Consider the following 19,666-nt stretch of genomic DNA (forward strand, 5'->3'; position numbering starts at 1 on the left):
TCAATGAGCGTTAGTCTACTATCGATAAGCCTGTCCTACCAGCCCTTGGCAGTTGCCGGCATGGATCACCACCATCAGCATAAGCAGCCAGTACATGCTGAGAAAAAAGCAGCAGTGACCCGGCTGTCAGTCGAAGAAATCATCAATAAAAATGGCAAAAAGCTTGTGCGTATAAAGCTTGCGGAAATCACCAGCAATAAACCCCTCACATTGAATGACCTTAGTGAAGTCCACACTCAGAAGATCCACTTATTGATTATTGATGATAGCCTCAAGGATTACAGTCATATTCATCCTGAAGAAACGAAAAAGCCTGGCATATATCAATTTGAATGGAACCCTAAACGTCACAATGCAACTTACCGCATGTGGGCTGACCTGCTTCCTTTAAGCAGCCAGACGCAGGAGTATGTTGTTACTGATCTAACCTCCCCCCCCAATAACCAACCAGCCACTATTGATCGCAAACCCTCCTATAAAAGCACTGTCAACGGTTATCAGTTTACCTTAACTTTCGATAAATCAGCGTTGAAAGCAGGCAACCCTGCTATGGGCAGGATCAAAATTACTGATATTGATGGTAAACCCGTCTCCTCTTTAGAACCTTTGATGGGCGCTTATGCGCATATCGTTGGGTTTAATGAAGACTTTAAGACAATAGTGCATATTCACCCTATGGGTAAAGAGCCACAGCATAAAAGTGATCGCGGCGGACCTGAGTTAGTGTTCCATCTGCAACCTGAAAAAGCGGGTTTTATTAAGTTATTCGCTCAGGTGAAAATTAATGGAGAAGAGATTTATGCTCCATTTGGGATTGCCGTTCAGTAGAATTCTCCTGACGTAATAGCTCAAGCCCTCATGTTGATGTTTGCCCAAACGGTTAGGTTTGAGTGTTGTGAGAAAATATTTCAAAAAAGGCGCTGCATTCATTGGACTATGAATTCAAGATCCCTGGGTCCTGCAGTCAAGCCGCAGGATCCAGGAAGTTAGTGAGAATAGATCTTGGTTTGGCATTGCCCTACTTAGTCCTTAAGCAAACCCAAGGCTTTAACCGTGTCACGCTCCTGGCGAAGCTCATCCAGGGTTTTGTCAAATTTTTCCTGACCATATTCGTTAAACTTTAATCCTTCTACTACCTGAATTTCATCATGTACACGATAGCAAGGGAAAGAGAAGACAAGGCCTTCATCCACACCATATTCGCCTTGTGAACTCAGGCACATGGAAAATGATTCATTCGCAGGCGTATCATTTACCAGATGGTTAACCCCCTGAATAATGGCATTGGCAGCCGATGCGGCAGAAGATGCGCCACGGGCTTTAAGTATTGCCGCACCACGCTGTTGTACCGTAGAAACAAACTCCCCTTTTAACCAAACCTCATCTTTAATAACAGACGCTGCCGGCAGGCCCTCAATTTTAGCATTATAAAAATCAGGATACTGAGTTGAGGAATGGTTCCCCCAGATTGTCATTTGACTTACGTCAGTCACAGCAACTCCGGCTTTTTTTGCCAATTGCGTACGCGCCCTTAATTCATCTAATGTGGTCATCGCATAAAATCTGTCATTAGGGACATCCCTTGCATTGTGCATGGCAATAAGACAGTTGGTATTGCAAGGATTGCCGACAACAAAGACTTGAACATCATCTGCAGCATAATCGTTAATGGCCTGCCCTTGTTTAGTGAAAATACCGCCATTAATTTGCAGTAGATCGGAACGCTCCATTCCCTGCTTACGTGGAACCGAACCAACCAGCAAGGCCCAATTCACCCCATCCATCGCCTTGTTTAAGTCCGCAGTGCAGACAATACGCCTTAGAAGGGGAAATGCACAATCATCCAACTCCATCGCCACCCCCTCAAGCGCAGGCAGTGCCTGCTCCAGCTCAAGCAAATGCAACTCGACATCGGTATGAGGGCCAAACATTTGCCCTGAGGCTATCCTGAACAACAAAGCATAGCCAATTTGTCCGGCCGCACCGGTTACAGCAACTCTAACTCGTCTATTCATTATTCTTTTCCTTTTTCCACCATTGTTTAACTAATAAAAGTGCAGCAATACTGCGTGCTTCAGAGAAATCAGGACGCAACAATAATTCATCCGCAGCGCTTAATGGCCATTCCACCACCTCAAGCGGCTCCGGCTCGTCTCCTGGCAATGGCGAAGGATATAAATCATAGGCAACAATCAGATCAAGCATCGCACCAAAATACCCTGGCGCTAAAGTCATCCGCCTTAGCCAATGAAGCTGCTTTGCCCCAAACCCCACTTCCTCTCGTAATTCACGATTTGCTGCTTCTAAAGCACTTTCCCCCCGGTTGATTAACCCTTTGGGAAAAGCCAATTCATAAGAATCGGTACCTGCTGCATATTCCCGCACCAGCAATAAGGATTCACCGGCTGTCAGGGCTACAATTAATACAGCCCCATGTCCATGGCTGCGAATTCGCTCGAAAATACGTTGAGCCCCATTGGCAAATTGAAGATGCATTTGCTCAATGGTAAACAAATTGGATTTCGCAACCACTGTTCTTTTGCTACAGACTGGTTTTTTTCGCATCCTGACAAACTCTGGGTTTTTGTCGAAATTCTTCTCATGATACTATTGGAAACTTTAACAAGCCAGTCCGATGTTAACAATGATGCCTGCTTCCTTATATATCCATATCCCCTGGTGCATCCGTAAATGCCCCTATTGTGATTTTAATTCCCACAAAACCTCAGGTCCCTTACCTGAAAAACATTATATCCAGGCCCTAATCGAAGATTTTAAATCAGACTTAACTGATTTCCCCCCCCGCGAAATCACCTCTATTTTTATTGGCGGCGGTACCCCCAGCCTATTTTCAGCTCAAGCCTATGACTCCTTATTCAGCCAGCTTAAGCAACTGGTACCCTTTTCTTCTACGGTTGAAATTACACTTGAAGCAAACCCCGGGACGGTTGAACAGCAACGTTTTTATGATTATCGACAATTAGGAATTAACAGGCTTTCTCTTGGCATCCAAAGCTTTAATGCACAGCATTTAAAAGCACTTGGGCGCATTCATGATGATCTGCAAGCCCACAAGGCCATTGAAGTTGCCCGTTTGGCAGGGTTTACTAACATTAATATTGACTTGATGCATGGTTTGCCAAATCAGTCCGTTCAGCAGGGATTGGACGATTTAAATCAGGCATTGGCTTATAAACCTGAGCATTTATCCTGGTATCAATTGACTATCGAACCTAATACCGTTTTCTATAAGCAAAACCCTCCCTTACCCAATGAGGATGATGCCTGTCTGCTGGAGGAACAGGGATTGGCTTTATTATCTGCCAATGGTTTTCATCGTTATGAAATTTCAGCATTTTGCCAGGCAGAACAATTCGCTTACCACAACCTTAATTATTGGCTATTTGGCGATTACTATGGCATTGGCGCCGGAGCCCATGGAAAGATAACCGTAAGCAATCAAGTTTATCGCACCCGCAAGCATCGCCAACCTAAAGATTATTTAAATCCCGATAAAGCCTTTCGCGCGACGAAAGAACTAGTGGCTCCGGATGCCCTGATCTTTGAATTCATGCTGAATACCACACGTTTACAACAGACTATACCTTATGAACTTTTCAGCCAGCGCAGCGGTCTTTCTCAGGCAATATTAAAACCCCTCCTGGTTAAAGCCGCAGAAAGAAAATTAATTGAATTTCATGAGAATGGCTGGCAAGTTACAGCATTGGGACGTCAGTACACCAATGATTTACAAGGCTTATTTCTTCCAGAATAAGGAGTAACTCATTAAAGAACTGCTACTGCAGGAGGTTAACGACTATAAGTCATCTTTTCATGACAACTGCTAAATTTGCCCATACGAAAGTTACACCCCGGGATAATGCTTCAAAATAGAGCCCCCCCCATCCTCTACCTCGTTGATAATATGTCTATACTTTATAAGTCTTCACAACGAGCCAGCTTTCATTGATAATGAAGCCGATTTTTTTATTGGAGGAGCAACATGTTAGCCGCTCTATTATTTATTTTTCTTGTTACATTGGGGTACTTGGCTGGTTCAATCTGTTCTGCCGTAGTAGTTAGCAAAATCTTCTCGCTGCCCGATCCTCGATTAAATGGTTCAAATAATCCGGGAGCCACTAATATCTTAAGGCTGGCTGGTAAGAAATATGCAGCCATTGTCCTGATTACAGATATGTTAAAAGGTCTTTTCCCGGTTCTTCTGGCAAAACTGTTAGGGGCAGACCCTATCACCTTGGGTTTTACCTGCTGGGCAGCAGTAATGGGACATATGTACCCTGTTTTCTTTGGTTTTCGCGGAGGAAAAGGGGTTGCAACAGCGATAGGTGTCTTATTAGGGCTTCACTTCATTCTCGGAGTTTGCGTTATCGCAACCTGGCTTCTGGTAGCAAATTTCAGCCGTTACTCTTCCCTGGCTTCCATTACTGCTTTGGTTATGGCACCCGTTTATGTTCTCTTTACTCCCAATGGGCTCTTAAGCTTCCCGCCTTTGCTTTTTATTGCTTTATTTATCCTTTATAAGCACAGGGACAATATTAGCCGTTTGATCGATGGTGAGGAGCATAAAATACAGTTTAAAAAGAGTTCATTAGAGGAAGAGATCAATGCCGTACTGATGGAACAAGAAGCGGAACAGCCTGCCGAACAACAGGGTGAAATTTCCAACAAGGAAGTACAGAATACCTTGCCCCCCAAATCAGAGGTAGCCGAATCAAAAAAATAGCAGTGCGTCAAACATATTGCTCACATTCCTTTAATCTGATTCAATTTGTCCCTCAAGCCCATCGGGCGTTGATTTCGGTAGGGTAAAATTATTCAGAATATCTGATTTGATAGCACTGGGCTTAGCAGCCCAGCCTGCACTTGCTCCAATTGAATTATCGATAACTATCTGCACGGCAGTTGTTTATCATTATTATCTGTAAGAGAAGGGGCACTACTCACTGATTGGTTGGATGTTTTATGCGACCACAAGCTGCTGTGAAAGAGGGTTTCATCTTTCTTATTCAACGCCATGATCATTAATCGATGAAACTGATCGACTATGAAAAGATCATTTACGCAGTAATGCACACTAGCTAAATATGGATCCGGGTGATACAAGCGTTGGTAAAGTGTAGTGTGCCAAACTAATTTAATAGTATTAATTGCTTGCGTTTGTATACTGAATTGCTTTTCCAGTTGTAAAAGTACGCTATCGACTACTCTAACCGTATTTGTAAAAGTATCATAAGGTAAATCAAATTTCTTATCGTGCAGACTTGCTTCAATTGCCGGCCAATACATCACTGCAAGAAAAAGAGAAATATCTTTCACAGTGAAACCCATAGCATCTAATGCGGCAAGCGTATTTTTAATCAAGAATTGACTAACCAGGTTTTTACTATCCACCATACATTTCACTGCATCAGGTAATAGATAAGGCAATAAATCCAATGATTGTAATTCATCAAAATTTTTCTGGGCATTTTCTTCAAAAAACAATTTTTCCATTTCTCTTAATAAGCGAGCTGGTTGCACTTTTGCTAAAAGAAATGCATTTTTCCTAATCGCAGTCCGTGTATTAGGCTCAATCTTGAAATTGTAACGCATGCTATATCGTACCGCTCGTAACATACGAACAGGATCTTCTTGGAATGACTCATTAGGCTCATTAATGCTACGAACCAGGCCATTGCTTAAATCATTTAAGCCTAGTCCAGTAGGATCAATTACAACATGGTTGACTGGATCATAAACCAGGGCATTAATCGAAAAGTCTCGATGTTTTGCATCTTCCAGCAAATCGGTCGTTGGTGTATATGCTACCAAGGTAGCATCATCGAGGGTAACACAAATTTGATTTTTAGATGGTGCTTTCTTTCGCATCGGCGATATTTCAACAACTATATCAGAATCTTCGATGATTTTAAGCACACAGGAGGTTTTTCCAACGATGATTGCCTGGTGGTTAATCAATGCTCTTGATTCCTCAGGCGTAGCGGTACTTATCAAATCATAATCAACGGGGGTTCTTTCTAATAAGGAATCCCGAACAGCACCGCCAACAATATAGATTTGATGATTTTTCCCAGTATGCTTTTTAACTATTTCCTCTACAAATGGGCTGATTTGAACTATTTTTTTAATCTGTGAGTACTTTGCCGGTACTACTTCTTGCGTTTTTGCAGGCGGCTTTGACTCAGGTGAAGCATTCAAATTGGATGATCTTGCAGATTGCGTAGCCGATTGAGGCAAGTTTGTCGTTATTTCTTTTTTTACAGTTTTAGCACTTGATGACTGGCTCACTGATGAAGGAATACCATCATATTTTGAAGCACTTCTGCTTTTATAAAGCAAAGCCGACAGTCGACTGACGGCATCATTAGCAAACTCTTTCCAGATAACCCACTCCTGATATTCGGGATTATCCAGTGTCACATCGGAAATTTCTTTATTTAATAAATCAAGTGCTTTTTGATAATTTTGCAGGGCAGATCTTCTCAACTGCTGTGAAAACTTAAAGTTCTTCAAAGACCTTTGCCAATCTGAATACGCATTATAACAATCACCGATACTCATCCGAATTTTAATTGCCGCCAAGGTATTTTCGGCGGTTATTTCTTGGGGTAATTGTTGGGTATACAGTTGGACTGCTTTAATATATTCACCCTCAACATAAAAATCAAAGGGGGTCTTTTGTTGAGAAACATTGCCTGGCGATTTAGAAGACTCTTCTGATTTAACATCAGCGGTATTACTTTCATAGATGCTTTCCACAAAGATAGAAAGTCTGACTTTTTTAGAATATACCTTCTTAATTTTCTCTCTATGAACAAGATTATTTGAAAACGTTTTTGAGTATTGTTTTAGTCGTTCATCAAGTTTTGCTTGTGCATCAGTTAGCTTGTGATACAACGGTTTTATTTTCTCCCGCTCTTTTATTAAATCGTTCCTTTTTTCTTCAATTTTTTTTCTTTCATCGGTAATACTTATTTCTAAATCTCGTATAATTTTATCGAAATTTTGTCTTTCAGCAGGGACCATCTTGCTTCCATCAAACATAGAAATTTGCTTGGAAAGCACGCTTATCATGAAATCTAAAATAGTTTTATAGCACGAAAAAATATTCAACGCATCTTTTGCCGAGTCATTTTGCATATGATAGCAAAATGTATTAATTTCGCTTTCAGTGTAATGGGCATCAATAATCAATTGAAAATGATCTAAAGTTAATTGAATATTAGTAATTAACATAAGCGAGTTCATCGACATTAAAACACCGCGAAGGTCATTTTCCCGCATTACAGGATCCGATGCTATTTTAATCAGTTCATCAATAAGCTCTATGTGCTTTTCTGGCTTGAAATATTGTTGGTATATTGCCACCGTGTTAAGTATGAACTGGGTTGCAGTTTTTTTATCATTTTTAAATAATCGATTAGTAACGTCTTTTAAATCCCTAGCAGTCTGTTCTTGTAACATTTCTTTAATGAGAAAATTTTGCTGTTCATTTTTTGAATTTTTTTTATTGGTTAGTCCACGTAAATGATTATAAAATTTCATGTAATTTGAATTTAATTCATAACTAAATTGACCATTAGCTATTACACTTAAAAATACTTCCCGATCCTGAAATTCAGAAAATTGAGTTCTGTTAAGTAATGTCGATGCCCTTTCAAAATACTCCTTTGATTTGACATAAGCTTGCGTTGAATTATCATCTATTATAAAGCTCCGTAAATCACCTTTGGCAAAAGTAGAGCCTAACTCCAGCCACCCCACAATAGCAGATACATCGTGTTTTATCTCCTCTAGAAATTTTTCCAATTTATCTACGTAGAGGCGTAAGCTATATGCTTGTACTAAATCAGGTGATTTAACATATTTTGCAACTTCTTTTGCAAAAAGTTGATAATAGGAAGCATAAAGGGATCTGGGAGATCGATCACGCAACTCAGGTGGAATCGCAGAGTTTTTTTTACCTTTTGGCATAGAATATTCTTTTTAACGCAACAATGGAGATAAATCCTGGGCAGCTTCCTTTTAGCAAGGAAGCTCAATGCCAGAGAAAAAACTAATTTCAGACTTCTACAATTTCATGAATAACTATCTCTTCCAACGGCACATCAGCATGTCCCATCCGCTGCCCGGTCTTCATTTTAACAATGGCGTCAACCACATCCATGCCTTCTACTACCTCGCCAAATACACAATAACCATAGCCTTGGCTATGTTCCCCACTAAAATTAAGAAAAGTATTATCGGCCACATTAATGAAGAATTGCGCTGTAGCCGAATGAGGATCCATCGTTCTTGCCATGGCAATCGTACCCCGTTTATTGGGTTTGGCCTGCTTAGCTTCGTTTTTAACAGGAGGCTGCGTTGGTTTTGGATTCATGTCGACTGTTAACCCGCCACCCTGAATCATAAAACCATCAATCACACGGTGAAAAATAGTATTGCTATAGAAACCACTACGGACATAGTTGAGAAAATTTTCAGCAGTCAGAGGGGTATTTTCTTCATCCAGCTGTATGCCGATATCGCCTTTTGAAGTCTTGATTGAAATCATTAAGAGTCTCCTGTTATCACTTGAAATTAGGACATAAAATCAGGTTGCGCATTTTAGCACAAACATCATGCATTACATGAACATTATGTATACTTGCCAATGCTGTAAATACATTAGCCTTTTGTTTAAACAGATGATGCAAATAAGCTCGTGAATAGACTTTGCAGGTATAGCAGGAACAACTTGCCATAATTGGGCTTAAGTCGTTGGCAAAGCATGCTTTTTTTATTTGAATACGCTCATTCTCATACTCACTTTGAAACTTTAGCCAGTTTCCTTCCTGAATAATTTCACCACAGTATAATGCCCCATGCCGAGCATTGCGTGTTGGCGCAACGCAATCAAACATATCAATACCTTCAGCAACGACATCAAGTAAATCTTGAGGCGACATGCCTACTCCCATGGTATAACGTGGTTTTTGCTCTGCTAAAAATGGCCGAACCCAGCGAATTACCTCCACTGTCGTCTTCATATCAAAACCGATCGTCTCACCGCCAATGGCAATACCCTCTGTATCCATGGATGCGACGAAATCGGCACTTTCTCGGCGTAGATCTTCATAAGTGCCTCCCTGAATAATGCCAAATAAAGCCTGAGCAGCACCATAGTGGGAAGCAGGGAAGTGTTGATGATATGCGATAGACTGTTTCAGCCAGCGATGGGTACGTGCCATGATATGTTGAACTTCCTGACGGGAACAGCTATCAGGAGTACACTGATCAAAGGCCATAATAATGTCAGCGCCAATAACTTTTTGAGTTTCAAGTGACATTTCCGGTGTCATATGGATCAATCGTTGAGAGCCGGGTAATTTAAAATGAGCACCTTCTTCATCAATAGTGCAAATTTCTTTATTCTTCGACAGGCTGAATACCTGGAATCCCCCGCTGTCAGTCAGCATAGGTCCCTGCCAACCCATAAAAGGATGCATTCCTCCAGCTTGTTTTATTACCTCCATCCCAGGTGCGCAAAGCATATGATAGGTGTTACCGCCTAAAATAATCTGACTTCCTGCCTGCCGCAATTCCTCAGGCATCATATTATTTACCCCGGCACGCGTGCCGACTGGCATAAATACAGGCGTTGTGAAACTGCCATGAGGTGTGCTAACGCGAACTACACGTGCTTTGTTATGGGTATGCGTCTTGATAACTTCCGCGTGAAATTTATTGGTCATAATTTAATTTGTTAACGATGGGCCTTTGATAACAGCCAGTTGATTTTTTTTTGGTCAATTGATTGCCTGCATTTTACTATAAGAAAGCAACTCTTTAAATTCCTGGAGAATCACTAAATTTATTCCAGTTAAAAAAGAGATAAGGCTAATTCATCATTTAAGAGTGCTTAGGCCGCGCCAAAGTAGCGCGCTTGCAACCAGCATAAATAGGAAATAGATGGCAGCCCATGCAGGCATGGATAATCCCAGCCATCGCCAGGTTATCTCTGCACAATCTCCCGCCCCCCATAATAACGCATGGAGTACATCACGCCAGGGAAAATAACGTATCAGCACCTCAAGGTCTGGCATGCATGCCGGCGTTTGACCTGCAGGCAATGCTTGTAACCAAAGCTGTCGCCCGGCAAAATACAAACCGGCAATGGCAATGGTCATCTGGAAACCAACTAATATCCTGGCTCTTAGGGGATGAACATAAATTCCTGCAAAGCAGGTTAAAAACAATATCAATGCACAGAAACGTTGCATCAGGCATAAAGGACAAGGTTGCAGCTGCTGGATGTATTGAAAGTAAAGTGAACTTAAAAATACCAGCAAGCTGACTAATGCCAATATAATCTGTAAGCGCTTATAGGTCAGGGTTTTCATGCCTCTGGCAACATATATTGAACAGCCTCTTTGATATCTTCATCACTGCAATCCATACAAGTTCCCTTAGGGGGCATTGCATTGATACCTTTGATTGCCGAGGCAGTCAGACCCTCGAGTTTTTTTTCCTCAAGCCTTGACTTCCAATCAGACAACACACGAAATTTTGGAGCCCCTGCCACACCATCACGATGACAGACAGCACAAGAGCGGTCATAAACCGCTTTACCAGGAATTTCCTCCTTGGCTGCAACCTCTTCTTTGGGAGCCTCCACGCCGGGGGAGACAGTCTGCTCTCCTTCTAAACGCACTTTCCCAATAGGCTTGATACGTTGTTGAATTTGCTGGCGATCGAAATCCTCACTGGCATAAGCGCCCAATGAACCGATAATAAGTAACATGAACAAGCCAAAACGCATGCTATGACCTTCTGTCTTTAAATTTAAAATCATACCGACAAGCAAGCCATATTTCCAGCTTACAGCGAATATTTAAAAAGGAATAACCATTATGCTATTAATGCGGTTTCCCAATTGAAGGATTATCCTCACCAGTTGCTAGCCTGATTAGCCTGGCTACTACTAAATTTACACCAACCGCAGTTTTAATCGCACCCCCGAATATTTAAAAATCAGCCCATCCCATCTGTTCATGTATAACCTGTCAGGAAAAATTAGCGGTTAGATTTGAGCCTGTTAAGCTGCCAAAACCATCCTTTAATTCAAGGTTGCTAATTGTATAAAAGGATTAGATACTAGCTAATAGACGATAATCAACGAGATTTTGCCATCAATACAAAGCAAATGCATGGACAAAAAGGTGAGTACCCCGCTTTTATTAATCGTGCCATACAGCAATATTTTGCAACCAGAATGGAACAATCATGGCAAGGCCAGCATATTCTTAAAGGCAAACCACCCGGGGATAAGGCTTTAATGCTGACAAGCAATGATTACCTGAATATCAGTTGCCATCCTCAACTTATCCATACTCAAATAACTGCCATACAAAAATATGGCAATGGGCAAATGCAATCACCCGTCTTTTTGAGTGATAATAGCCTCCTTTCGACCTGTGAACAGCAATTTGCCCGGTTCCTTAATTATCCAGCCTGCCTGCTGGCTCAATCAGGCTGGTGTGCCAATACAGGATTAATTCAGGCGTTGGCCTATCCTGATTTGCCAGTCTACCTGGATTTTTTTACCCACATGTCTTTTTGGGAGGGGGTTAAAACAGCTCATGCAAAACCGATTCCTTTCCAGCATAACGCTGTCGAATCACTTTACAGGCGACTGAAACGTTACGGACCTGGCATTATCGCAGTCGATTCCATCTATAGCACAACCGGAACCATTTCTCCTCTGGCTGATTATGTACAATTAGCTAAAGAATTCGACTGCTTGCTGATAGTTGATGAATCTCATTCCCTGGGTACACATGGCCCACAAGGAACCGGTCTGGTTGCTGAATTGGGTTTATCAGCACAAGTAGATATTATTACCTCAAGTCTCGCAAAAGCCTTTCCCGGACGTGGAGGGCTAATTGCTGCAAATCAAAAAATAATCGAATTAATTCGCTACACCGGCATGTCGATAATCTTTAGCTCAACGCTGTTGCCCCACGATTTGGCAGGTTTTCACGCATCACTTGATATTATTGCCAAAGAAGACTGGCGGCGGAAAAAACTGCATGCCAATGCTTCCTTTCTGCGGAAATCGTTATTGCAGCATGGTTTTAAACTGGGAGGCAGCAATTCCCAAATTATCCCGCTTATTTCAGGCAGCGAAGCAGACACCATCTGGTTACGCAACCAACTGGAAGACGCAGATATTCATGGGGCGGTATTCTGTTATCCCGCAACCCCCAAAAACAAGGCATTAATCCGCTTATCAATCAGTGCCAGTCATCAACCTGAAGAATTAGCAAGAATACCAGACTGTTTGCAAAAACTTAAACTAAAGAAGCCTGCACTCCCACTTTTCAAATAAGGGCAAACCGGGTTCTGTCGACATTCATCCTAACTAAATAGCAGTAGCAGCAATAAAGGTGATCTCGATTTTTTAAGCGTACATAAATTCAAATTTTCAAATCAAGAAGTTTTACTCAGCTATATATATGAAGAAAATGAATTAATATTAACCCTATTAAAATTAGGTGCTCATGAAAATTTTTATCGGGATATTAAAAATATCGAATATTCTGGGTTCTGTGCCCTTATCTACCGGCTGCAAATTGAGATTAATTTGCTCAATTTTTGCTTCGATAAAAGATAAGGGCACAGAACCTAATCAAATCTGTGAGTTTTTCGCAGCCAGCAAATTCCTACATAAAAAACGTCCTGATCAAAACCGACTTCTTTTGGTTAGCTGGCCAGGAGCAACTCTTCAGCATCAACTTCTTCTAGATGATCGTGGTAAGAAAGAATCTTATCTTGCTTTACATCAAATAAAACAGGCCCTTGAACATAAGCATAAAAATAAGTTTCAGTCGAAGTAAAACGTGAGGCAGGAACCAGATAAAAAGACCATTCATCCCACTCTGGTGTTTTTGTATTTGTCGGCCCAAAACAAGGTATCCTCTCTCCGCTTGCCAATTGATCAAGTACTTCATCACTGGCACCATTATCTAATGCCAGATCATAGTGCAGCTGGATATCCGCTTCATTCTTAACAATAAGAAAATTAACATTGGCATCATCGTCAAGCAATAAAAAACTTCCCGAATTATCAGCGAGATAATACTCAACAATTCCTTTCTCCTGGCAAAGATGACTAAAAAATTCAGCAAATTTTCTATCGTGCAAACAGCTGGGGGAAGTCACCGATAGCATACGCACAATGAGATCAGACATCCGTTGAAAATATTGTAACTGCAATTCGTAAATACTTTTTATAATCAATTCGGCAACATTGGGATCATTTTTTTGGATATAGCGATGAATTAACCCCTCATTAAAAGCCTCAATAGCCAGTTTTTCATCAGCCTGTCCCGTTAACAGGATTTTCTTGATATTTGCATTATCCATGCGGCGGCAAAATTCCAATCCATCCATACCTGGCATAGCATAATCTACTACTACCACAGAGATTTCAGAAAATCGGCGAGAATTATAAACTTCAGCATGGATAGCCGCCAGATTCAGGTTAACTGTATGATTAGTCAGGGGACAATTTTTAGCTTCTGTATACTCAGACAAGCAGCGTTGGCTTAACATTTCCAATTCACAACGCTTCTTATGAATGCAATCCAATGCAGCAAACGGGGAATCAAAAACCCGATAAGCCAAACCTTCGTCAAGCTGCAATACAAAATTCAGCAAAAAATCGCGGCTGTCATCGACAAACAACGCCGTACTTGGAAAATAACAAGTTGGTATTGAGAAATTTGACATGGCTCCTCCTGAGCAACTTTCCTGTACAAATAACAAGCTTTGGTAAAGCTTTTCCTCCTGATTACAATGTAACGCAAAGCATTACAATTTGTATATAAAATAACACGTTTAACTTCATTTCCCAAATCATCAGGTTAACAATCATGAGTTAATTCATTGGGATAAGGGAAGGACAGTGCAAATTGAGTATAACTTCCCTCTTGTGCTTCACAGCAGATAGTACCTCCAAAACGATCCATGACTAACTTGCAAAATGACAAACCAATTCCGGTTCCCATAAAGGTTGTTGTATAGAAATGGTTAAATAACCTTGCAATTTGTTGGGAAGACATCCCTTTGGCGGAGTCCTTAAAATAAAGCAGGTTGAAACGCTCTCCAGGCTCTACCCAGATAGTAATTTCTCCTTTTTGTGCCGTAGCAATGGCGTACAGGGCATTTTTTAGCAAGTTAAATAGCACATGTTGCATAAGCAGTTTTGAACCAATGAATGTAAAATCACCATGCCAGTTTACTAACGCCCGTTCATTGGCCGATTTAAAAGGATAACGCGTCATTGCCTCTTGTAGACAATCAGCCATCGAGCAAGGCTCTAATATGCAATTCAAAGAAGAATGTACACGGCCTGCCTTCATCAACAGCATGTCAATAATTGTATTCGCGTAATCGATTTCATGAATGATCCGTCCATTGACTTCTTCCAGTTGCTTTAATCGTGACTCCCGTATGGTCGTATCCAATAGCCCTTTCTCCTTTGCTAACTGATAAGCCTGGAATAACTGAGGGGAGTAGCGGCTTACTGCCCTTATACCACTTTTTATTCCTAACAGCGGTGTCCGAAGCTCATGCGCTATCATTCCTGCTGCAGCAGCCATCCCTATCATACGCTGTTGTTGAAGCATTGCCGTTTTATAATTGAATGTTGACCCGGCAATAATTACAAAAAGCAACACCAGCATGATTTCAAGATGAGCCTCGCCCAAATATAGTTGTGAGGCAGTAAGCGAGTAAGAGAGTAAAGCAATTCCCCACCCTAAAATCAGCAGTACAATAAGGCTGGGCAAATCGACTAATAAAACCAATAAAAACACACTGCAAAGCAGCGACATCGCCGAAACAAAACTGGCTTCATTCATTAAAAAGGAATATGCAAAAAAAAATGATAAGGTATATGAGATAGTTAAAAACCAATACCAGGGCAGATAAGGTTTGCTTGCTGCTGGCCAGTAAGGCGTCAGCATTAAGCCCAACCCAAGAATACTGCCAACCAAACGCAGCCAGATTGTTTCATAAGGTTGGGGGAACCAAACAGTCCATATCCAATAAAACAGCGGAAACCCCAAAAAGGCAATAGCGCCAACCGCCACCAACTGATGGGCGGCATTTGCCAGGCTCCGCTGCATTGAATGATCAAGATAACTGACTATTTTTCTTATATTAACCATAAAACCAGACATCCATCCCTGATTTGTTTTGTTCTACCTTTAATTTACACTCAAATGAGGGAATGACCTAACTTTCTATGACGCTTTGGGTACTCTCACTTTAGAATCAATGTTATGATGTAATCATATTGATCTAAATCATTTTTCCTGATGGATATCGACATTTTACGTATTGCTACAAGGAAAAGCCCACTTGCCTTATGGCAAGCCAATTTTATTGCCGACAAAATTAAGGCATATTACCCCACTATGCGGATAGAGTTAGTTCCGATGGTAACTTCCGGGGATAAGTTCCAAAAGGACAAATTACAGAGCGTCGGTGGCAAAGGACTTTTTGTTAAAGAGCTTGAAGAAGCCTTGCTGGACAAACGTGCCGACATTGCTGTTCATTCGATGAAAGACGTGCCTGCCACTTTCCCGAAGGGGCTGGCGCTTATCAGTATTATCGAAAGAGCCAATCCGTTTGATGCGTTGATTTCCAGAGAGAACCTCAAACTGCAGGAATTACCCAAAGGCTCAAGGATAGGTACAACCAGCCTGCGCCGGCAATCCCAACTACTGGCCATTCGTCCGGATTTGGAAATCAAGCCCTTGCGGGGCAACATCAACACCCGCCTGGAGAAATTGAAGGCAGGCGAATATGATGCCATTATACTTGCGGCTGCTGGCCTGGAACGTCTGGGCATGGAAAAAGTCATTACTGAAGTATTAAACGATGACCTTATCCTTCCTGCTTGCGGACAAGGTGCTTTAGGTATTGAAGGACGTAAAAACGACCCGGCGATACAAAAATTAACAGCCCCCTTGAATAATTTATTATCAGCGACTTGTGTCCACGCTGAGCGACATGTTAATGCATTGTTAGGTGGTAATTGTCATGTTCCTCTGGCAGTTTACTGCAAACCCAAAGCGAATGAACAACTGGCATTATATGCCAAAGTTTTGACTTCCGACGGCAAAATGGTGCTTGAAGACAATCAAAATGGCCATCAATCACAAGCGATGGCTTTAGCTGATCAATGTGCCCAAGCACTTCTTGCCAAAGGAGCCAGTCAATTACTTAGTGAATTATCATGAACTATTCATTGCAAGGGTTACGGATCCTCAACACCAGGCCATCAGAACAAGGCAAATTATTGAGCCTCGCTATTAAGGCTGCAGGGGGGCTTGCGGTTGAATGCCCCGCACTGACAATTGAACCAAAAGACAAAATCTGGGTCACATCCCTGCCCAATTTACAGCAAGTTGAAAACGCCATTTTTATTAGTGCCAATGCAGTACATTGCTGTTTCAGAGTACTAAAAGAAGAAAAGATAATTTGGCCAGGCTCAATACAAATTATTGCTGTGGGGCAAGGAACTGCCAATGCCTTGCATCAGAATCACATCAAAGTTGATTTAATGCCGGCAGTCCCTCAAAGCGAATCCCTCCTGGCACTTGAAGCAATGCAAAACGTTAACAAGAAAACGATTCTTTTATTTAAAGGCGAAGGCGGCAGAACACTCATCGCAGATACATTGATAGGCCGTGGCGCAAATTTGATACCCGTTGATGTTTATAAGCGCAACCCACCTGATCTTGATCGCCAACAGGTACAAACCTTATGGCATGAAAATGCGGTAGATATTATACTCTTTACCAGCCAGCAAGCCATGGCAAATATTTTCATCCTGTTTGGCAAAGAAGCACAATCATGGCTCTGCGATAAACCTTGCCTGGTGATTAGTGAGCGCCTAGCAAAAGCAGCGGCACAGTTAGGCATTAAAACAATTATAGTAAGCAATCCAGAAACCATTTTAATTACATTGCATCAATTCAACCAAGGATTAGTTCATGGCCAATAGCAATGAAGGACGAAGTAAAAAACCGTCTGCAAAGTCAACTCAAGAAACATCGTCCGCTACAGGGAAAACCACACAGCCACCTAAAGAGAGAAAACCTGCAGAGAATACTTCCTCCAAACATTCCACATCCCTGCCACTGGCAGTTATCATCGGCGTGGTTGCCCTGCTCTGTGGACTTTACGCCATCTATGCTAATTTTCAATCCAGACAAACAGCCCGAGATCAAAAACAACAATTTATTGCTGAACTCAAGGAAGTAAAGCAGCAGCAATCAGATGCCCAGTCAACGGCGGCAGCTTTGCAGAATTTAACCCACTCACAGACCAGATTCACCGAACGGCTGGATGCCCTAGAGAAAGAGCTTCAAAGCGCCATACAACAACGCTCATATCAAAGAGAGAACTGGGTTTTATTGAAAGCACGTTATTATCTGGAGCTAGCCGAGATTAATGCGCATTGGAGCTCTGATCAGCAGGCAACCATCGCACTCTTGCAGCAGGCCGACCGATTGCTGGTAAATTTATCCAGCCAGCAATTATATGCAATCAGGCAGGCTATCGCTCAGGAAATTACTGAACTGCAAGCGCTTCCCAAAATTGACAGTGCAGGACTTCTAAGCCAGTTAGATGCTATCCAAAATAACATATCAGGCTTACCTCTCAAGCGGCCCCTTAGCAAGGAAAAGAAGGTTAATCAGGTAACTGCCGAAAAGAAAACCTCATCCTGGCGTGAGCAACTACGCGATAGTCTTAATTCATTTGAAAAATTAATCGTTATCCGGCGAACGGATGAAGAAATCCAGCCATTGCTTTCACCCATACATCAAACAGTGCTGCAAGACATTATTCGCATGAATCTGCAAGAGGCACAATGGGCTGTATTGCAAACGAATCCTGTAGTGTATCAGTTAGCACTAAAACAAGCATTGCAAAATATAAAGCGGACTTTTGATGAGAATTCATCGCAAACCCAAGCCTTAATCAAGCAGTTGCAAACTTTACAGCAGGAAAAGCTAACGGTTTCCATACCGGTGATAGGCAAGTCACTTTCGCTGCTGAATCAATTCATTGACAGCAATCAATTAAACCCCGGTGCTTCTGCCGTTAAGGAAGGAGAAACCTCGCAATGATACGTATATTAGGGATTTTGATCGTCTTATTTGTATCCGTATGGTTGGGTATTCAATTAAACAGGGATCCTGGTTATTTGCTGATTGCTATCAATCATTGGACTGTGGAAACCCCGTTGTGGGTTGCGATTATAGGATTAATTTTTGTCTTTTTTTTACTGCACGCATTATTATTAATAGTCGGCGTAATTAGCAAAACCCCCGCTTCTTTTCAAAACTGGCAGGCAAAACGCCGAACCCAAAAAGCCCAGGCCAAAACCCAGCAAGGCTTAATTGAATTCAGTGAAGGTTACTGGTCAAAGGCAAAAAATCACCTGATTAAGGCACTGCCCAACAGTGATTCGCCCTTATTAAATTACTTGACGGCTGCCCGTGCCGCACAGGAAATGGGGGATCATAAATTAAGGGATCGCTTTCTTCGTGAAGCACAGCAATCGATGCCTGATGCTAAAATAGCAGTAGAACTTACCCAGGCACAACTACAGCTTGCCAATAAGCAATGGGAACAAGCATTAGCAACATTAAGGCACTTACAGGATTTGGCCCCTCACCATCCCTATGTCCTGAAACTGCTCATGCGTTTATATAAAGAGGTTAAAGACTGGCCTCAACTAATCGCCTTATTACCCGAATTAAAAAAGAACCAGGTCATCTCCAGGCAAGCGTTTGAACAGTTACGTCATCAGGCTTATTTGCAAACCATGCTGGATCTGAGTAAATCGTCCGAATCCGAGGCATTAAATACATTGGTATCGAATCTTCCTAAATCATTGGCCCATGATCCGGAATTAATGGCTGTCTACTGCCGTTTTTTATTAGCTCGAAAAGAAGACGTACAAGCCGAATCTATTTTACGTTATTGCTTACGTAAGCAGTTTAATGAACAGTTAATTGAGTTATATGGTCAGGTGAAAATTGATGAAAAACCACTGGCTTTTGCCGAATCTTTAACCAAGAAACACCCGCATTCGGCTGCCCTGTATTTATGTTTGGGACGTTTATGTTTATACAATCAATTATGGGGTAAAGCCAGAAGCTATCTTGAAACAAGCATCAATCTAACCCCTATTCCTGAAGCTTATGCAGAATTAGGCAACTTACTTGAGCAACTCGGCGATCAGGAGGCTGCATGCAAGGCTTATCGTTATGGATTATTATTAACTACCAGGAATACCCTCTATAACTCTGAAAAAGCCCTTATTTCTCCTGGGTGTTAAGCCAGCCGTAACCGTTCACGGAGTATGTAAATTTTTCTGTTTATAAGCCTATTTTTCCCGCGAAGGCGGGAATCTATCCATAAAGTTAGCACCTGGGTTGATTTTTAGATAGATTCCCTCCTTCGCGGTAAAGACAGAGGACTTAATATTCCTTAATTACATACCCGTGAACAGTTACAGCCAGCCAAGCTGTTAAGCTTCAACCTCCGCCTGCGCAAGTATGCCAAAGGCATCAAGGGC

Annotated in this window: 17 protein-coding genes and 1 pseudogene; 9 read left to right on the plus strand and 9 right to left on the minus strand. The window is 41.8% G+C overall.

The features are described from left to right. Positions 1-3: 3 nt before the first annotated feature. A complete protein-coding gene (locus E1O65_RS10290) occupies positions 4-828 on the plus strand; it encodes a hypothetical protein (RefSeq protein ID WP_133133523.1) in 825 nt (274 codons plus the stop codon). 194 nt (positions 829-1,022) lie between these two features. Here the strand turns inward: E1O65_RS10290 and E1O65_RS10295 are convergent, their stop codons facing one another. Both E1O65_RS10295 and nudE read right to left on the minus strand, forming a co-directional pair. Beyond that, positions 1,023-2,015 carry a malate dehydrogenase gene (locus tag E1O65_RS10295; RefSeq protein ID WP_207384242.1) on the minus strand — a complete coding sequence of 331 codons (993 nt, stop codon included), beginning with the start codon at positions 2,013-2,015 and terminating at the stop codon, positions 1,023-1,025. Then, the gene (gene nudE, locus E1O65_RS10300) at positions 2,008-2,565 is read right to left on the minus strand and encodes an ADP compounds hydrolase NudE (protein WP_133133525.1); all 558 of its coding nucleotides are present in this window, start codon (positions 2,563-2,565) and stop codon (positions 2,008-2,010) included. The genes E1O65_RS10295 and nudE overlap by 8 nt, the downstream gene beginning before the upstream one ends. A 79-nt stretch (positions 2,566-2,644) precedes the next feature. On the opposite strand from nudE, the gene hemW reads away from it, so the two are divergent. Together hemW and plsY are read left to right on the plus strand one after the other, a co-directional pair. Next, positions 2,645-3,775 carry a radical SAM family heme chaperone HemW gene (gene hemW / locus E1O65_RS10305; protein ID WP_133133546.1) on the plus strand — a complete coding sequence of 377 codons (1,131 nt, stop codon included), beginning with the start codon at positions 2,645-2,647 and terminating at the stop codon, positions 3,773-3,775. Between the two features lie 228 nt (positions 3,776-4,003). Then, on the plus strand, positions 4,004-4,744 hold the full coding sequence (plsY, locus tag E1O65_RS10310; RefSeq protein ID WP_133133526.1) for a glycerol-3-phosphate 1-O-acyltransferase PlsY: 741 nt from the start codon (positions 4,004-4,006) through the stop codon (positions 4,742-4,744). Between the two features lie 164 nt (positions 4,745-4,908). On the opposite strand, the gene E1O65_RS10315 is transcribed toward plsY, so the two are convergent. From E1O65_RS10315 to E1O65_RS10335, 5 genes are all read right to left on the minus strand, one after another. Next, positions 4,909-7,995 carry a hypothetical protein gene (locus tag E1O65_RS10315; protein WP_133133527.1) on the minus strand — a complete coding sequence of 1,029 codons (3,087 nt, stop codon included), beginning with the start codon at positions 7,993-7,995 and terminating at the stop codon, positions 4,909-4,911. Positions 7,996-8,083: 88 nt separating this feature from the next. Then, on the minus strand, positions 8,084-8,575 hold the full coding sequence (locus tag E1O65_RS10320) for a peptidylprolyl isomerase (RefSeq protein WP_133133528.1): 492 nt from the start codon (positions 8,573-8,575) through the stop codon (positions 8,084-8,086). Between the two features lie 16 nt (positions 8,576-8,591). After that, complete coding sequence (gene tgt / locus E1O65_RS10325; protein WP_133133529.1) at positions 8,592-9,755, minus strand: tRNA guanosine(34) transglycosylase Tgt; 1,164 nt, start codon at positions 9,753-9,755, stop codon at positions 8,592-8,594. A 153-nt stretch (positions 9,756-9,908) separates the two neighbouring features. Continuing rightward, positions 9,909-10,403 carry a disulfide bond formation protein B gene (locus tag E1O65_RS10330; protein WP_133133530.1) on the minus strand — a complete coding sequence of 165 codons (495 nt, stop codon included), beginning with the start codon at positions 10,401-10,403 and terminating at the stop codon, positions 9,909-9,911. After that, positions 10,400-10,855: a c-type cytochrome gene (locus tag E1O65_RS10335; RefSeq protein ID WP_347400071.1), complete on the minus strand. Its 456-nt coding sequence runs from the start codon at positions 10,853-10,855 to the stop codon at positions 10,400-10,402. The genes E1O65_RS10330 and E1O65_RS10335 overlap by 4 nt, the downstream gene beginning before the upstream one ends. Positions 10,856-11,206: 351 nt before the next feature. Here E1O65_RS10335 and cqsA point away from each other — a divergent pair, with 351 nt between their 5' ends. Together cqsA and E1O65_RS10345 are read left to right on the plus strand one after the other, a co-directional pair. Beyond that, the gene (gene cqsA / locus E1O65_RS10340; protein WP_133133531.1) at positions 11,207-12,391 is read left to right on the plus strand and encodes an alpha-hydroxyketone-type quorum-sensing autoinducer synthase; all 1,185 of its coding nucleotides are present in this window, start codon (positions 11,207-11,209) and stop codon (positions 12,389-12,391) included. 63 nt (positions 12,392-12,454) lie between these two features. Continuing rightward, positions 12,455-12,676, plus strand: a pseudogene (locus E1O65_RS10345) (type II toxin-antitoxin system RelE/ParE family toxin); the annotation flags it as partial. Positions 12,677-12,765: 89 nt separating this feature from the next. Here the strand turns inward: E1O65_RS10345 and E1O65_RS10350 are convergent. Both E1O65_RS10350 and E1O65_RS10355 read right to left on the minus strand, forming a co-directional pair. Then, a complete protein-coding gene (locus E1O65_RS10350; protein WP_133133532.1) occupies positions 12,766-13,794 on the minus strand; it encodes a response regulator in 1,029 nt (342 codons plus the stop codon). Positions 13,795-13,928: 134 nt separating this feature from the next. After that, positions 13,929-15,248 (minus strand): HAMP domain-containing sensor histidine kinase, encoded by a 1,320-nt coding sequence (locus E1O65_RS10355; protein WP_242601586.1) that lies wholly within the window; start codon positions 15,246-15,248, stop codon positions 13,929-13,931. Positions 15,249-15,386: 138 nt separating this feature from the next. Here E1O65_RS10355 and hemC point away from each other — a divergent pair, with 138 nt between their 5' ends. The 4 genes from hemC to E1O65_RS10375 are packed head-to-tail and all read left to right on the plus strand — an operon-like array spanning position 15,387 to position 19,426. Continuing rightward, entirely contained in the window at positions 15,387-16,313 is a 927-nt protein-coding gene (gene hemC, locus E1O65_RS10360; RefSeq protein ID WP_133133534.1) for a hydroxymethylbilane synthase, read from the plus strand. Further along, positions 16,310-17,080: a uroporphyrinogen-III synthase gene (locus E1O65_RS10365; protein ID WP_133133535.1), complete on the plus strand. Its 771-nt coding sequence runs from the start codon at positions 16,310-16,312 to the stop codon at positions 17,078-17,080. Before hemC ends, E1O65_RS10365 begins: the two co-directional genes overlap by 4 nt. Further along, the gene (locus E1O65_RS10370; protein WP_133133536.1) at positions 17,070-18,209 is read left to right on the plus strand and encodes a uroporphyrinogen-III C-methyltransferase; all 1,140 of its coding nucleotides are present in this window, start codon (positions 17,070-17,072) and stop codon (positions 18,207-18,209) included. Before E1O65_RS10365 ends, E1O65_RS10370 begins: the two co-directional genes overlap by 11 nt. Further along, a complete protein-coding gene (locus tag E1O65_RS10375) occupies positions 18,206-19,426 on the plus strand; it encodes a heme biosynthesis protein HemY (RefSeq protein WP_133133537.1) in 1,221 nt (406 codons plus the stop codon). Before E1O65_RS10370 ends, E1O65_RS10375 begins: the two co-directional genes overlap by 4 nt. The last annotated feature ends 240 nt before the right edge of the window (positions 19,427-19,666 follow it).

Source organism: Legionella sp. W10-070 (assembly GCF_900640175.1).
In the GTDB taxonomy this organism is placed as follows: Bacteria; Pseudomonadota; Gammaproteobacteria; order Legionellales; family Legionellaceae; genus Tatlockia.

Excerpts from the sequence above, each read along its gene's own strand:
- E1O65_RS10290 (WP_133133523.1), top strand. The coding sequence starts at position 4 with ATGAGCGTTAGTCTACTATCGATAAGCCTGTCCTACCAGCCCTTGGCA.
- E1O65_RS10295 (WP_207384242.1), bottom strand. The coding sequence starts at position 2,015 with ATGAATAGACGAGTTAGAGTTGCTGTAACCGGTGCGGCCGGACAAATT.
- nudE (WP_133133525.1), bottom strand. The coding sequence starts at position 2,565 with ATGCGAAAAAAACCAGTCTGTAGCAAAAGAACAGTGGTTGCGAAATCC.
- hemW (WP_133133546.1), top strand. The coding sequence starts at position 2,645 with ATGATGCCTGCTTCCTTATATATCCATATCCCCTGGTGCATCCGTAAA.
- plsY (WP_133133526.1), top strand. The coding sequence starts at position 4,004 with ATGTTAGCCGCTCTATTATTTATTTTTCTTGTTACATTGGGGTACTTG.
- E1O65_RS10315 (WP_133133527.1), bottom strand. The coding sequence starts at position 7,995 with ATGCCAAAAGGTAAAAAAAACTCTGCGATTCCACCTGAGTTGCGTGAT.
- E1O65_RS10320 (WP_133133528.1), bottom strand. The coding sequence starts at position 8,575 with ATGATTTCAATCAAGACTTCAAAAGGCGATATCGGCATACAGCTGGAT.
- tgt (WP_133133529.1), bottom strand. The coding sequence starts at position 9,755 with ATGACCAATAAATTTCACGCGGAAGTTATCAAGACGCATACCCATAAC.
- E1O65_RS10330 (WP_133133530.1), bottom strand. The coding sequence starts at position 10,403 with ATGAAAACCCTGACCTATAAGCGCTTACAGATTATATTGGCATTAGTC.
- E1O65_RS10335 (WP_347400071.1), bottom strand. The coding sequence starts at position 10,855 with ATGATTTTAAATTTAAAGACAGAAGGTCATAGCATGCGTTTTGGCTTG.
- cqsA (WP_133133531.1), top strand. The coding sequence starts at position 11,207 with ATGCATGGACAAAAAGGTGAGTACCCCGCTTTTATTAATCGTGCCATA.
- E1O65_RS10350 (WP_133133532.1), bottom strand. The coding sequence starts at position 13,794 with ATGTCAAATTTCTCAATACCAACTTGTTATTTTCCAAGTACGGCGTTG.
- E1O65_RS10355 (WP_242601586.1), bottom strand. The coding sequence starts at position 15,248 with ATGTCTGGTTTTATGGTTAATATAAGAAAAATAGTCAGTTATCTTGAT.
- hemC (WP_133133534.1), top strand. The coding sequence starts at position 15,387 with ATGGATATCGACATTTTACGTATTGCTACAAGGAAAAGCCCACTTGCC.
- E1O65_RS10365 (WP_133133535.1), top strand. The coding sequence starts at position 16,310 with ATGAACTATTCATTGCAAGGGTTACGGATCCTCAACACCAGGCCATCA.
- E1O65_RS10370 (WP_133133536.1), top strand. The coding sequence starts at position 17,070 with ATGGCCAATAGCAATGAAGGACGAAGTAAAAAACCGTCTGCAAAGTCA.
- E1O65_RS10375 (WP_133133537.1), top strand. The coding sequence starts at position 18,206 with ATGATACGTATATTAGGGATTTTGATCGTCTTATTTGTATCCGTATGG.